We start from the raw sequence: 14171 nt of genomic DNA on the forward strand, positions 1-14171 counted from the left end.
AAAACATTCCTCTATTCGAATCCTTTCGTCGTGCTGTTGATTCTGCCTTCCTATGACCTGTTCGGACTATTATGAGAAATGCTATAATTAGCCAACCACGGGGCTTCTCTTGCCTTTTTTTTCATTTGGTAAATTTTTTAATATTTATACGGAAGGTGTCATCCCAGTGCTTGACACTGGGATGACACCGAAGGGGCTACTCGGATGACACCGTCATAAAGGAACCAGTGTCAAGCTACTTGGATGACACCATTATAAAGTGAACCAGTGTCAGCTACTTGCACCTGCCACCTGCAAATTGCAATGTTCGTGCAGTTGTGAGCGGTACAAGTTTAGTCCATATACCTTCCAAGCATAATACGCTCACGAAACTTTAATGCAATAGCTTGATTTCTACTAAAAGACAGCATTATGCCAAGTGCAATGCTCGAAGATAAAAGAGAAGAACCACCATAGCTAAGTAACGGCAAGGTTATGCCGGTGGTTGGAAAAACACTCAATGTTACCCCTATGTTTATTATGAATTGTGTGATGAATTGCATTGAGATACCGAGAATCACTAACAGATTAAATAATTCATTTTCCCTATATGCAACGTAAAGCAAGCGGGCGGAAATGATGCCAAATAACATCAATGTGGCTAAGCACGTAATCAAACCAAATTCTTCTGCTAAAACAGAAAACACAAAATCTGTATGGCAATCAGGAAGAGAGGCTTTTACGCTACCTTCACCAGGTCCAACTCCAGTTAATTGACCTCTTTTGAATGCTTCTAATGATTTTGTGACTTGAAAGTTATCGCGTTGCGTAAAAAAGACAAAATTGTAAATCCTTTGCTTTATATGTGGGAGGCATAAGTAAGCTATTGTAGTTCCAGTTGTGGCCATTCCTATTATGCATAGAAAGTATAAAAATGGTATACATGCAATAAACATTTGACCGATAAAAGAATATGTTAAAAGCATAGACATACTGAAATCAGGTTGCAAAAGTAACAACACAAAAACTAACAGAAATATTATGATTGATATGTGTATTTTAAACTTCATTTCGCTGGCCAAGATACTAGCTATAACAACAGAAAAAAATGGCCTTACGAACTCAGATGGTTGAACTGAAATTTTGACAATATGTAACCATCGTTTCGCACCTTTTACCTCTATACCAAGTATTATCGCAGTTGCTACTAGAATAGTAAATAAAGCGAAACCTGCGAATGAGAGGTTAAGTATAGTTCTTGTGTTGAGAAAAGAAAATGTCACCAAGGTAATTAGTGACAGGACTATATAAATTGTATGGCGCCGTATAAAATAATCCTGTGGTAGAAAAAGACGCTGCGCAATTACAGGGCTTGCTGAATAAACAAGAATGAAGCTTATAGTGAGCAAAAAAAACACTGGAAGGATGAGATAATAATCCAGCGTTCTATACCAGAGTTTAATATTCATTTTGTTCCAATGTGTAATGCCACTATTCCATAGCTCATATTATGAAACTCAACATTCTTAAAACCTACCTCTTCAATCTCCATTTTAAAATCAGCCTGAGTTGGAAATTCTCTGATGCTCTTCACTAAATATTCATAAGAACTCTTGTCTTTAGCAACTATGCTGCCAATTTGAGGAATTACTTTAAATGAATATAAGTCATAAAGTTTGGTAAATATCTCATTTTGATAGTGCATAGGGGCAAATTCTAAGCAGATAAACTTTCCATGTGGTTTTAATACCCTGTGCGCCTCATTTAAAGCCTTCTTGCGGTCAGAAACATTTCGAATGCCAAAAGCTATTGTGCAATAATCAAATTCGGAGTCTTCAAATGGTAAACTTTCTGCATTTGCACATACCCAATCAAAATTAATTTGGTTTAAATTTATAGCTTTATCACGTCCTCTGCTTAGCATATTTTGATTTATATCGCACACTGTAACCTTAGCACTTGGCTCTTTTCTTACTATTCTTATTGCTATATCTCCAGTTCCTCCAGCAACATCTAAAACCTTAGAGTTTTTTGTAAAATGCACACTATTTACCATCTTATCTTTCCATAATCTGTGCATTCCGAGGCTCATTATATCATTCATGGTGTCGTAGCGACTTGCCACGGAATCGAATACCTCTTTAACTAATTGCGATTTCTTCTTGATTTTTATAGTAGACATTACGTAAAGTCGCTCAACTCCTTTATAATTAGTAAAAATTAATTTGAATTAACGCAAATGTCAACGACAAGCCTTGAGCCTGTTAAAATCTTCTTCAGCGTGGTATGATGACCGAGTTAGTGGGCTTGATGCAACTACTAGGAACCCTTTGGAGTAAGCGATATATTTATAATGCTCAAATTCCTCTGGGGTAACATACCTATCAAGTTTTGCATGTTTTGGAGTTGGTTGTAGATATTGACCAATTGTAATAAAATCAACCTCAGCACTGCGCAAATCGTCCATAACCTGAAATATTTCCTCTTTTGTTTCTCCAAGACCAACCATAAGCCCCGACTTTGTGAAAACTTTAGGATTAATCTGCTTTACCATCTTCAGCAAATATAGTGAATGAAAATAGCGAGCTCGTGGTCTTATTTTTGCATACAATCTCGGCACTGTTTCAATATTGTGGTTATAGACATCAGGTGATGCAACAGCAATTGCTTCAAATGCTCCTTTCTTATTTAAAAAATCAGGAGTTAAAATCTCTATTGTTGTTTCTGAAGTTATCTTTCTAATTTCTTCTATGCACTGTATAAACTGATTTGCGCCACCATCTGGTAAATCATCACGATCAACAGAAGTAATGACAACATGTTTTAAGTTTAACTTTTTTATTGCTTTTGCTAAATTTTCTGGTTCATGAGGGTCTAACTTATCAGGAATGCCAGTTGCAACGTTGCAAAATGCACAAGCACGAGTGCAAACAGAACCGAGAATCATCACAGTAGCGTGACGTTTATTCCAACATTCACCAATATTTGGACATGCAGCTTCTTCACATACCGTATGTAAGTTATGCAGTTTAACGATGTTTAAGGTTTCATTGAATACTTCACCGGTCGGAGCTTTTGCTCTGAGCCATTGAGGTTTGTTATGCATCTGAAACGGCTAACTCTACCTCTTGCTTTACTAAAACTTTTTTCAATCTTCTTTTTATCTTCTGCGCTTTCTCACTTAGTTTAATCGTTCTTGTGTTGAGCAAAAAAGCATCTAAATCACCTTTGTAATCTATAGTTCTCAAAGTTCTTGTTGCCACACGAAATCTAAACTTTTTATTCAATATATCACTTGTCAACGTAACCTTATGTAAATTTAAAAGAAAGGTACGCTTTGTTTTACGATTCGAATGTGATACCTTATTACCAAAAGATTTTTTTCTATTTGTTAATTCACAAACTCTACTCACTTCAATATACCAAATTATTCTATGTACTTAGATTACCTTATATAGTCAAATAGTCAATACTCTCTTGCTTAATTTTTATACCATATACTGCTTTATAACCAAAAAATATCGTAATTTTTTCTATTATAAGAGAAATCATATGCTGAATTTCCAATGCTTTGCTGCCATTTGTTACTACCAGATGCAACACACCCGAATTTATATTCTGTGCATATGAGATCTTTTTCGGTTTTGTACACTCTGCTATTTCTTTCCCTACTATATTTCGCCAGTTTAAAATAAGACGTATTTCATTTTTGCTAATCTTATTTTTCATGCATTTTAATGCATAGTTTTCAATTATAGACTTTAATTTTTTTGGACCGCTGTGTTTGAGCATTTTTCTGTTTTGTTTCTAGTATAACTAAATAAGTAAGGTTTACCACTACATTGGATTTCTTAAAGCCCTGTCATTCCAGTGCGTACTGCACGAACATTGTAATTTGAGTCCACCAGGGAGGATGTCATCCCAGTGCTCAGACACATAGCTGTACGAACATTCATTTTTGAAGGTAAATTGCACAGCAAATGGTGTCATTCCAGTCTGGAATCCAGAAATTTTGCTTATAACTGAGCTGATGAGCTAAAGGTAGTTGTCTTACGCTAAAATAAACGTTTTTAATTAAGTTGCATAGAACCAGTGTCTGGGCACTGGGATGACACCCCACTGGTGGGAATTGCTCCCAAACTACAACGTTCGTACAGTTGTGTGCTCAGACTACTTGGATCCAGAAAAATTGATTGTGCACTATACAACATTTTCGATCAAAAGCTGGATGCCAGTGTCAAGCACTGGCATGACACCATTTGCTGTGTTTAACAAAAATAAATGTTCGTACAGTTGTGTAGCTGACACTGGGATGACAACCTTCTAACTGCTTTACAAACCTCTAGCCTCACACCGTAAAAGCAGTATTTTTATGCAAAACTTATCTCAACGTAGCACTTGCCAAGATCGTTCCATTTACCAAATTTTGTGCTGTCATCTTTGCCTCATAATTAACCTTATAGCTGTTTTAATTGTAATTAGTTAAATTATTATTAACTTGCCAGGCTAGATCCAAAAAATAGCATAATCAATATGCAAATTGTAATAGAAATCACGTTTGCGTATGGTTTATTGGTATGCGGTTAATCTTTCCTCAATCCAAGCTGCTTGAATAGCTTCGAGTATTTTTTTGTTACAGCGTTTTTCATCATCATCAAATTCCTCTAAACTCAAGACCTTTTTTTTAAGCTCAGTGAATCTGATACTAATTATATTCTCATTTGGAAATTTTTCCTCCAGAGCTTCCACAATATCTTCTACATCAAGCCATTTCATACTTTTTTGTATTTATCTGCTAAGTTAAATTGGTGCCCATGGGGAGACTTGAACTCCCAAGGTCGCAAAACCCACGGATTTTAAGTCCGCTGCGTCTACCGATTCCGCCACACGGGCTTTTTTTATCTATCTAGAGTAAAACTCTACTACTAAATTGACTTCCATGTCTGCTGAATAAGGAACCTCAGAATATTGAGGTGACCTCAAATACTTCACTGAATGCTCTTTACTATCTGCTTCTAAATAATCCGGAGCCTTGCGCTCTTGTTTTTGTTCAGCCTCTACTACTACAGGGATTTTTGCTGCCCTTTCTCTTATTTTTATTATATCACCTGGCTTCACTCGATAACTCGATATGTTAACCACCTTATCATTAACTGTAACGTGCTTATGAGATATGAGCTGCTTTGCTGAGTAAATTGTTGGAACAAGACCAGAGTGGTATAAAACAGAACTTAATCTCGATTCTAAGATACCGACAAAATTATCAGCCGTATAACCCTTTCTGTTATAAGCATCTAAAAATGTACGTCTGAGCTGCTTACTTGAAATCGCATAGTAAAACTTAAATTTCTTATGCGCAGCAAACTGCTTACCAAAGTCGGATAACTTCTTGAATCCAAGAATACCATGTTGACCTGGAGGGTATTTCCTTTTGTTTACTGGGTCTTTAGCTCTACCCCATAAATTTACACCAAGTCTACGGCTAATCCTATACTTTCTAGTGATAACAGTTGTCATATAAAAACTCTCACGATTTAACTTTAGATTATTAAGGATTTTAGCACTCAGTGTCAACTTGTTTTTGCTGATATAATCTTTTATACTTCATTTTTAAGTTTTTCTATGAATCATTCACATTTGGAATCTATGGCAAACGCCATCCGTTTTTTATCAATTGATGCAGTACAAAAAGCAAACTCTGGACACCCAGGTATGCCACTTGGCATGGCAGATGTTGCAACTGTTTTGTTTGCTAAATATCTGAATCATAATCCTGATGATTCTAAATGGTTCAATAGAGATCGCTTTGTTTTATCAAACGGTCATGGGTCAATGTTACTATATTCAATATTATATTTGACGGGTTATATTAGCATAGATGAGCTAAAAAACTTCAGGCAAATGGGATCCAAGACCCCAGGTCATCCAGAGTTCGGCTTGACTTCCGGGGTAGAGGCAACAACAGGCCCGCTCGGTCAGGGGTTTGCCGCTGCTGTTGGCATGGTACTTGCTGAATCGATTCTTAAAGAACAATTTGGAGATAGCTTAATTAATCACTACACTTACGTGATGCTAGGGGATGGCTGTCTTATGGAAGGAATAAGCCATGAAGCAGCATCACTTGCTGGGCATCTTAAATTGAATAAGCTTATAGCTCTTTTTGATGATAATGATATCTCTATAGATGGCGCTACTTGTCTTTCCTGCTCTGATGATGTAGAGAAACGCTTCTTAGCGTATGGATGGAATGTTGACAAAATTGATGGCCACGATTTTGATGCCATATCCTTTGCAATAGAGCAAGCAAAAAAGTCTGGTAAACCTACAATGATCTGCTGCAAAACCATTATCGGAAAATTTTCAAGCCGTGCTGGCACATCCTCTGCTCACAGTGGTGCTTTTTCGGAGGAAGACATAAAACAGATGAGAGAGAAATTAAACTGGAATTATGAACCATTCCGTGTACCAGAAGATGTGAAAAATGCCTGGAAGAAAACTGTTGAGAGAGCAAAACAAAACTACACGATGTCATTCCAGCGCGTGACCAGGAAAGAAGAAAAAGAATGGATCCCAGTGTCAAGCACTGGGATGACAAAAGAGAATGCTGGGATGACAGAAGAGAATGCTGGGATGATAGGGTATCATGCAGAACTTCAAAGACGGTTAGATAAACGTCTACCAGATAATATCGATAGTGTTTTGGCTGGTCTAAAGAAACAAATATGTGAGCTAATGCCAAACGAAGCTACTCGATCTTCTTTCGGCAGAGTAATGGAACTTTTAACTGAGTCTATGCCGGAATTAATCGGCGGTTCTGCTGATCTTACTGGGTCAAATTGCACTAAATATAAGCACATGCAGGTAATAGATAGTAATAATTATAGTGGTTCTTATGTCTACTATGGAGTGAGAGAGCACGCTATGGCAGCATGTATGAATGGTATGGCACTTCACGGCGCGATTCTTCCTTATGGCGGCACTTTTTTGGTATTTTCCGACTACTGTCGTCCTGCTATACGTCTTTCAGCTCTGATGAAGCAGCAGGTTATGTATGTCATGACTCACGACTCAATTGGAGTGGGAGAAGATGGCCCAACTCATCAGCCAATAGAGCATTTAGCTTCTTTGCGTGCTATACCAAATCTATATGTTTTTAGGCCAGCCGATGCAGTTGAAACTCTGGAGTGTGTTAGCATTGCACTCGAAAAGAAAGAATCTCCAGCACTGTTTGTGCTCTCAAGGCAAAACGTAAGTTACATGCATTCTGATATCGATCAATCTGCTAATTTATCGAAGTTTGGTGCATATATTTTGTGTGAATGTTCAAAAGAATTAAAAGTGACGATATTTGCTACGGGGTCCGAGGTTGAAATTGCAGTTGAAGCAAGGGAGAAATTGCAGGAAAAGGGTATAGGTACAAGGATTGTTTCTATGCCATGCTGGAGGCTTTTTGACGAGCAAAGCGATGAATATAAAGCGGCAATATTAAATAATGACAGCATTAAAGTTGCAATTGAAGCCGGAAGTGAAATGGGTTGGCATAAGTATATAGGTTCAAACGGTATATTTGTTGGCATGAAAAGCTTCGGAGAATCAGCACCTTATAAAACACTTTATGAGTATTTTAATATCAACGCTGATCATGTGGTAAAATGTGTGTGTGAGAAGTTAGGTTGCATTCAGTAAACCTCTTGCATAACCATATGAAAGCCCACTCTTCTTTGTCATTCCAGTGCTTGACACTGGTTCCTTTATGACGACAGTGCCCAGAGGTGTCATCCCAGTGTCTGGGCACTGGGATGACAGGGGAAGATACTAGGATGACACCGTCATAAAGGAACCAGTGTCAGCTACTTGAATACATACCACCATGTCATTCCAGCGCGTGACGCTGGAATCTAGTAAACCTCTGGCTATATTATGTCATTGCCTTCTGAACTACTTGGTGATTCTAATACAACTGGTTGGTCAGATTCAGATGATGATTGTGTTGGCTCATCAAAACAAAATAACCATGAAAAAAACCCACCAAAAAATGATGCAACTAATGAAAAAGGCTTCATAAGTATACTAAACAAACTACCAAAAAAGAGCTCGGCTGTTCTTCTGTTTGTGCAGGTTCTGTGGAAGCAACAGGACCTACATCGTTGTCTTGTACATCAGTTCCTTGTTCTGCACTGGTGTTGCTGGTTTTTTCCCCTTTTTTGCTATTATCTGATTGTAGTTCAGTATCATCACCTACTCGTTTTTCTTCCTCTTGACCCCCTTCACTATCTGTCGATGATCCACCCGCTGAACCATCATCAGATTTTTCTGCTGGTTGCAATAGAGTTTTTATTCCTTCATCAGTGGCTAATTTGAAAGGAGTATTTCCATCTTCATTTTCTATATTAACATCTGCCCCTTTTTTTATTAAGAATTTTACTGTTTCCGCAGAGGCGTTTGCTGGACGATCTGCATAACCCATAAACACTTTATTTTTTGTAGCAAAATGTAAAGGAGTCCATAGATCGTTATCTTGTATATTAACATTCGCTCCTTTTTCTAATAAAAGTTCTGCTATATCCGTATAACCTTCTCTAGCAGCCCAATGCAAAAGAGTATGTCCATATGAATCTACTGCATCAGCATTTGCTCCCTTGTTTAATAAAGCTTTAACTATATCTTTATGGCTACTATTGTAATTATATTCCATCATACTCTGAAGAAGTGATTCCATTACTGTATCAACATTTGCTCCATTATTTAATAAAACTTCAGTTGCATCTTTATGACCATAGAAAGCAGCTTCAAATAAAGGAACCCTTCCATTTTTATCTGCTATATTAACATCTGCCCCTGTTTGTATTAGAGCTCTTACTATTTCTACATTGCCCTTTTTAGCAGCAAAATGTAAAAGAGTTTTTCCATCGTTGTCTATTGAATTAACGTTTACTTTTTTACTTAATAGACTTTGAACTTCCTCATAATTATCACTTTTAATGGCTGAATACAAAGCTTCGATGTCCTTTTGCGTTTCTTCTAGAATTTTTACTATATGTTGCCTGCCTTGTTGAGAGGCAAGATTTAAAGGAGTGCTGCGAGTATTATCTAGTGGAGTAACATAAATTCCTTTTGCTTCTAATAGAACTGTTACTATTTGCTGATCGTCAGTTTTAGCGGCTTCATGTAAAGCAGTCCTTCCATTTTTATCTGCTATATTAACATTGATCCCTTTTGCTTCTAATAGAGCTTCTATTATACTTGTATCGAGTGGTTGCGTTTTGTTGGCTTTGTCAACAGCAACATGTAAAAGAGCGCGTCCATCTTCAGACTGTGCATTAACATCTGCTTTGTTATCAATGAAAAGCGAGACCATATCTTTGTCTCCTTTGACAATAGCATGCCGTAAAGGAGTAAATCTGTTTCCATCTAAAGCATTAACATCTGCTCCTTCGCTTATTAGACGATTTACTTCATTAATATTATCTCCTTTAATAGCCTCAAATAAATCAGCATTTTGTGAAACTTGGCTTTCTTCTTCATCATTTTGCAATACTGGACTAGCATTATCTGTTTTTCCTGCATTTTCTAATAGAGTTCTTATTTCTTCGTTAGTAGTTAAATCTAAGGGAGTCTTTCCATCTTTATCTTTCGCATTAACATTTGCCCCTTTATCCAATAGAGCTTGCACCACCTGCTGATAACCACTTTCAGCAGCAAAGTGTAAAGGAGTCTTTCCTTTATCATTTTTTACATTAACATCTGCTCCTTCCCTTAATAGATTTTCTACTTCTTTCAAGTTGCCAAGCCTAGCAGCCAGATGTAAAGAGCTCTTGCAATATTCAGCTTCTTTTTCTTGTAATAGAGTCAACACATCACGTTCCATAGAATAATTGACATGAGCAACATCTGCTCCATTATCTAATAGAACTTCTATTATACTAACGTGACCATTTTTAGCAGCCCAATATAAAGAAGTATGCAAACCTTTAACTGCATTAACATCTGCTCCTTCACTTATTAGATGTTTTACTTCATTAATATCACCACTTTTAGCAGCCTCAAGTAAAGCAGTGTCTATTAATAGAGTTCGTATGTCCCCGCTAGGGGCTAAATTGAGAGGAGTCTTTCCATCTTTATCTACTGCGTTAACATTTGCCCCTTTATCCAATAGATCTTTTACTATCTCTGCATGGTTTCTTTGAGCAGCCCAATGTAAAGGAGTCTTTCCATCTTTATCTTGTGCATTAACATCGATCCCTTTTACTTTCAGTAGGGCATCTACTGCATCTTTACGGACATGTGCAGCAGCCCAATGTAAAGGAGTCTTTTCATCTTGACCTACTGCATTAACATCTGCCCCATTATCCAATAGATCTTTTACTATCTCTGCATCGCCATTCGTAGCAGCATAATGTAAAGGAGTGTTGTTATATTCATCTACTGCATTAACCTCAGCTCCTTCACTTATTAGACGCTTTACTTTATTAGTATTACCTTTGTATAACAGCAGAAAACCAATCATTATTTATACTTTGTAAATTACTCATCCCATACCTCCTGTAAAACTATATTGTTATGATAAAGTCGTTAATAATCTATGAGCTCTCACCCCCTGTAAAATTATATTATCATGATAAAGTCATTAATAACCCATGAGCTCTATGTTCCTGGATCACGTAAATAATGCCCGTGTTTTTCAGTACATTTGAGCTGGCTGTACATAAGAATTGCAATTGTAGAGCATGCTATTGTTAATAGTAAATTTGGTAAAATACCATGGCGAAAAAATTTTCCTACTATATATATTCCAATAGCCCCAAACATCATATTGCAGAATGAGAGAACTGCACTACCAAGCCCTATACCTTTGATCGTTTCTAAAGCAGAAGTTACGTTATTGCTTATTATTAATGCAAGTCCGATATTGGCTGGAATCCAGGCAACTTGAAGAATGAATATATTTAACTTGTCCGCGAAATAAAAATATACCAATAAACTATCGGATATTATCGGTAACACCAAACCTATTATTAGCATTTTGCTAACCCCTACTTTTGGTACATACCTTCTATTAATTAAAGTTCCAATTATGTAGAATATGACTATGATCGATATGAGGTAGCCAAAATACTGTACTTCAATGCCCATTGATTCAAATATGAAAGGATAGTTAGCAACGTATGCCCAAAGCCACATGAAAGTTAATCCATGAATGGCTGAAAACCCAAGGAAACGATAATTTCTAAATATTGATATATATTGCTTGAAGATATTAGTAGTTATGTTAGTTATACTGGTTTCATTTTTATTTACAGTGAGTGTTTCTTGTAACTTAAAGTAGATAAAAATAAGTATAGCAATTGCTGCGAGTGACATAATAAAAAACAAAAATTTCCAATGATAACCATGTGAAATTATATAACTGCCCACCACTGGAGCTATTCCAGGTGAGAGTGCCACAACCATATTTAATTTTGAAATTACTCTCGAGTATTCACTACCCGAGTACATATCCCTTATTGCTGCATACCCAACAACACCTGCAACACCAGCCCCTGCTCCTTGTATGAAGCGAATTAGTATCAAGAGCGCAATACTGTTGGCTATATAACACATGACACTTGCCAAAGTAAAAATTGTCATACCAATCAGCATCATTGGACGCCTACCATAATGGTCCGATAGTGGACCATAAATTAACCCAGACACCGCAAATCCAACTAGATTCAAGCTAATTGTAAGCTGCACTACACTGCCTTCTACTTTAAAATAATTGGCAATGCTTGGCAATGCAACTGAGTATAGGTCAGTTGCCATATCGACAATTGCTACAGACAATATCATAATAAGAGAGATGATATTTTGCGAAAGAGCTGTTTTCACTTAATGATTTACTGGATTAAATATACTTAATTATAATGTATTTTTTTCATTAGTATAAGTACAATGTTACATAGTAAACGATGTCATTCGAGTAGCGGACACTGAAATCTTAAGCTCAAATCATAAAAAGCACGAATTTCAATATCTTATCTTTGATTATTCACTTTAAGCTTTAAGCCTTCAACAGAAGATACATTTGCCTCACTTACTACCTTTAGTGGTGGTTCACCAAGGCTATGTTCCACTTTTGCTCTTTCCAGCTTATTGTCTATCTGTTTATGGTATAAATCTTCTCCTATCGTCCAAGATAGGTCATTATCTGTTATAGAAACGTAATTGCCATTGTTCTCTGGAAAAGCAACTGACTTAAATTTGCTTTCCTCTTTATTAATTAATTTATCATGAACTATTTTTATGGTATTAGCTTGACCTAAATTTAAATCTACCCCAAAATAGACAAGAGGTTGGAACATCTGTGGCCTGTATAGCACTTCTATCTTACCATTCCTTAAATCTTCTAAATGTTTTTCTAAATATCTTTCTAGATTTCGACCCCTATCTATAAATTTTTTCACTTCTTCTCTTGCTTCATTTTCCCCTTTTTTCTCTTTTAATTCTTTACACGAAGCATAAAACTTTGCTTTCGTTTTTTCCATAAATGAAGATACACGCTCTACTAACTCATGGCACATTTCTTTTTGATTTAGTATTTTACTTTTATATTGAGATAAGATATTAACTGCTATTCTTGGATGACTTATTGCAATTAAGTCATTATTTAAATTTGTTTTAACAATTCTTCCAGTATTCTTATCAACATGTGCTCCAACGCTGCCTAACAATATTCCTTCAGGAATTGTTATACCTTTCCCTATATGGGTGTCAATGGCTTTTAAAGAATCAAAATCTACATATATTGCACCTTTCTGTCCTGTCATTTTTTCTGAAAGAGCAAGAGCAATTAACCTAAAGGTATCTATTTCAATAGCAAAATATGTTCTTTGTTCATCTGTCATATCATACATATTTTTAAAGAAATCCTTAATACTGATATCCTTGCCATCTATCTTCCACCTTTGATCTATTTCGCTCCAGTCATACTGGTGTAAGTCTACAACGTGTACTCCCTGAATTTCTTTCAGTTCACGTTTTAAATCATCTATCTGATTCTGCTCAAATCCCGGGCCATTTATAACCAAACATATGTCCCTCTCCTCTTTATTTTTTAACTTATGGTTTTTTATTATATCCAAGTAATTAAGAGCACTATTCTTACCATCTGGCAAAGATGCACCACGTACTCTTGGCACCCACGCTGGTATTATTGGTGCTTCATTTGATAACTTTTTCACATCACCGATCATTGTTTTGCCTCAACATATTAATATAACAGCAGTATAGTGGATTTTTAACGAAATACAAATAAAACGTTTGCAGTACTCAAAAGTTTAATATTTCCGCCTCCGTGTTATCCAATGAATCACCGTAAGTCACTGCTTTAAGGAAAAATCTTTTTCCTGGCTGCACTTCGAAAGATATTATTGAATCGTCAAGTAGAACAAATTTTTCACCTGCAGTGTGCTGATACTTTTTAGTGCCTTCTTGCCCTCTAATTAGGTTGCTAAGCTTATATTTATTTTTATCTATAAGTTCAGCATTTTGGAATTTTATTACCTCTTTTCCAACCAGTGCTAAATTGCTTACATTTATAGTACTAACGTTAGTGCTTGTAAAACCCTCTTCTGTCATCCCAGTGCCCAGACACTGGGATCCAGGAGAAATATGGTCAAGCGCTGGAATGACACCATGATAAATTGCTAGTTTCCCACTTAAATAATGGTCATATAAAGAACTCAATACACCAAAACGTAGCACTACTATAAGCCCCTCGTCGGTAGATTCCATTACATATCCGTAAGTAGACTGTTTATTTGTGCTTGCGATAGGCTTATAATCCTTATCGTTGTATGAAATAAAGAGTGTTGCTCCTTTCCAATTCTTTTCCTCATTAATTAAAGTAAAGCTTGCGTTATTACCTTTAATATGCGGTAAATCAATCATTTCTACGATGGTTTTGCTAATGTGAGAAGGAGGGTATTCCTTCAGCATAAGTGACCTTGTTGAAGGAAAAGAGAGCTTGTATATAGAGCAATCATAACCAACACCGCTTACTTGAATGGACATGCTTTCAAATTTTGTTTTTATAATTCTCACCGTATGCTTTTTCTCACCGTCTAATACCAATTCCCACTGCACAACAAACGGATAGATAACAATGGAAAAAAAGCCATACTATTGCCTTTCTTTCTCACTCCACAATTATA

General features: G+C 36.3%; 13 protein-coding genes, 1 tRNA gene and 1 pseudogene. 2 read left to right on the plus strand and 13 right to left on the minus strand.

What is annotated here, in order from left to right; all coding sequences use genetic code 11:
* Positions 1 to 332: 332 nt before the first annotated feature.
* Genes OZD66_RS01965 through OZD66_RS01985 form a run of 5 tightly spaced genes read right to left on the minus strand, consistent with a single transcriptional unit; the run spans position 333 to position 3771 of the window.
* The gene (locus tag OZD66_RS01965; RefSeq protein WP_182366777.1) at positions 333 to 1448 is read right to left on the minus strand and encodes an FtsW/RodA/SpoVE family cell cycle protein; all 1116 of its coding nucleotides are present in this window, start codon (positions 1446 to 1448) and stop codon (positions 333 to 335) included.
* Entirely contained in the window at positions 1445 to 2161 is a 717-nt protein-coding gene (gene ubiE / locus OZD66_RS01970; RefSeq protein WP_182366774.1) for a bifunctional demethylmenaquinone methyltransferase/2-methoxy-6-polyprenyl-1,4-benzoquinol methylase UbiE, read from the minus strand. Before ubiE ends, OZD66_RS01965 begins: the two co-directional genes overlap by 4 nt.
* Positions 2162 to 2221: 60 nt before the next feature.
* Positions 2222 to 3085: a lipoyl synthase gene (lipA, locus tag OZD66_RS01975; protein WP_182366771.1), complete on the minus strand. Its 864-nt coding sequence runs from the start codon at positions 3083 to 3085 to the stop codon at positions 2222 to 2224.
* The gene (gene rpmB / locus OZD66_RS01980; RefSeq protein ID WP_006279619.1) at positions 3078 to 3392 is read right to left on the minus strand and encodes a 50S ribosomal protein L28; all 315 of its coding nucleotides are present in this window, start codon (positions 3390 to 3392) and stop codon (positions 3078 to 3080) included. The genes lipA and rpmB overlap by 8 nt, the downstream gene beginning before the upstream one ends.
* A gap of 37 nt (positions 3393 to 3429) precedes the next feature.
* Positions 3430 to 3771: a DUF721 domain-containing protein gene (locus OZD66_RS01985; protein WP_064125521.1), complete on the minus strand. Its 342-nt coding sequence runs from the start codon at positions 3769 to 3771 to the stop codon at positions 3430 to 3432.
* A 316-nt stretch (positions 3772 to 4087) separates the two neighbouring features.
* On the opposite strand from OZD66_RS01985, the gene OZD66_RS01990 reads away from it, so the two are divergent.
* Complete coding sequence (locus tag OZD66_RS01990; RefSeq protein WP_182366768.1) at positions 4088 to 4306, plus strand: hypothetical protein; 219 nt, start codon at positions 4088 to 4090, stop codon at positions 4304 to 4306.
* A gap of 242 nt (positions 4307 to 4548) precedes the next feature.
* Here OZD66_RS01990 and iscX read toward each other — a convergent pair whose 3' ends face one another.
* The 3 genes from iscX to rpsD all read right to left on the minus strand — a co-directional run bounded on the left by iscX (position 4549) and on the right by rpsD (position 5496).
* Positions 4549 to 4755 carry a Fe-S cluster assembly protein IscX gene (iscX, locus tag OZD66_RS01995; protein ID WP_182366765.1) on the minus strand — a complete coding sequence of 69 codons (207 nt, stop codon included), beginning with the start codon at positions 4753 to 4755 and terminating at the stop codon, positions 4549 to 4551.
* A 30-nt stretch (positions 4756 to 4785) separates the two neighbouring features.
* Positions 4786 to 4872: transfer RNA gene (locus OZD66_RS02000), tRNA-Leu, on the minus strand.
* Positions 4873 to 4881: 9 nt separating this feature from the next.
* Complete coding sequence (gene rpsD, locus OZD66_RS02005; RefSeq protein WP_182366761.1) at positions 4882 to 5496, minus strand: 30S ribosomal protein S4; 615 nt, start codon at positions 5494 to 5496, stop codon at positions 4882 to 4884.
* A gap of 105 nt (positions 5497 to 5601) precedes the next feature.
* Here rpsD and tkt point away from each other — a divergent pair, with 105 nt between their 5' ends.
* Positions 5602 to 7665: a transketolase gene (tkt, locus tag OZD66_RS02010; RefSeq protein ID WP_182366758.1), complete on the plus strand. Its 2064-nt coding sequence runs from the start codon at positions 5602 to 5604 to the stop codon at positions 7663 to 7665.
* Between the two features lie 227 nt (positions 7666 to 7892).
* Here tkt and OZD66_RS02015 read toward each other — a convergent pair whose 3' ends face one another.
* From OZD66_RS02015 to OZD66_RS02035, 5 genes and pseudogenes are all read right to left on the minus strand, one after another.
* Positions 7893 to 8042 carry a hypothetical protein gene (locus tag OZD66_RS02015; protein ID WP_182366755.1) on the minus strand — a complete coding sequence of 50 codons (150 nt, stop codon included), beginning with the start codon at positions 8040 to 8042 and terminating at the stop codon, positions 7893 to 7895.
* The gene (locus tag OZD66_RS02020; protein WP_182366751.1) at positions 8039 to 10486 is read right to left on the minus strand and encodes an ankyrin repeat domain-containing protein; all 2448 of its coding nucleotides are present in this window, start codon (positions 10484 to 10486) and stop codon (positions 8039 to 8041) included. Before OZD66_RS02020 ends, OZD66_RS02015 begins: the two co-directional genes overlap by 4 nt.
* A gap of 137 nt (positions 10487 to 10623) precedes the next feature.
* Positions 10624 to 11847 (minus strand): multidrug effflux MFS transporter, encoded by a 1224-nt coding sequence (locus OZD66_RS02025; RefSeq protein ID WP_458695169.1) that lies wholly within the window; start codon positions 11845 to 11847, stop codon positions 10624 to 10626.
* A 146-nt stretch (positions 11848 to 11993) separates the two neighbouring features.
* On the minus strand, positions 11994 to 13211 hold the full coding sequence (locus tag OZD66_RS02030; protein ID WP_259348501.1) for a hypothetical protein: 1218 nt from the start codon (positions 13209 to 13211) through the stop codon (positions 11994 to 11996).
* Positions 13212 to 13287: 76 nt separating this feature from the next.
* Positions 13288 to 14085 (minus strand): annotated as a pseudogene (locus tag OZD66_RS02035) (GTA baseplate fiber-binding domain-containing protein); the annotation flags it as partial.
* Between the last annotated feature and the right edge of the window lie 86 nt (positions 14086 to 14171).

It is taken from the genome of Wolbachia endosymbiont of Drosophila baimaii, from assembly GCF_028982185.1.
GTDB lineage: Bacteria > Pseudomonadota > Alphaproteobacteria > Rickettsiales > Anaplasmataceae > Wolbachia > Wolbachia pipientis.

Coding starts and splice junctions, on each gene's coding strand:
- OZD66_RS01965 (WP_182366777.1), bottom strand. CDS start 1,448: ATGAATATTAAACTCTGGTATAGAACGCTGGATTATTATCTCATCCTT.
- ubiE (WP_182366774.1), bottom strand. CDS start 2,161: ATGTCTACTATAAAAATCAAGAAGAAATCGCAATTAGTTAAAGAGGTA.
- lipA (WP_182366771.1), bottom strand. CDS start 3,085: ATGCATAACAAACCTCAATGGCTCAGAGCAAAAGCTCCGACCGGTGAA.
- OZD66_RS01985 (WP_064125521.1), bottom strand. CDS start 3,771: ATGCTCAAACACAGCGGTCCAAAAAAATTAAAGTCTATAATTGAAAAC.
- OZD66_RS01990 (WP_182366768.1), top strand. CDS start 4,088: ATGACACCCCACTGGTGGGAATTGCTCCCAAACTACAACGTTCGTACA.
- iscX (WP_182366765.1), bottom strand. CDS start 4,755: ATGAAATGGCTTGATGTAGAAGATATTGTGGAAGCTCTGGAGGAAAAA.
- rpsD (WP_182366761.1), bottom strand. CDS start 5,496: ATGACAACTGTTATCACTAGAAAGTATAGGATTAGCCGTAGACTTGGT.
- tkt (WP_182366758.1), top strand. CDS start 5,602: ATGAATCATTCACATTTGGAATCTATGGCAAACGCCATCCGTTTTTTA.
- OZD66_RS02015 (WP_182366755.1), bottom strand. CDS start 8,042: ATGAAGCCTTTTTCATTAGTTGCATCATTTTTTGGTGGGTTTTTTTCA.
- OZD66_RS02020 (WP_182366751.1), bottom strand. CDS start 10,486: ATGATTGGTTTTCTGCTGTTATACAAAGGTAATACTAATAAAGTAAAG.
- OZD66_RS02030 (WP_259348501.1), bottom strand. CDS start 13,211: ATGATCGGTGATGTGAAAAAGTTATCAAATGAAGCACCAATAATACCA.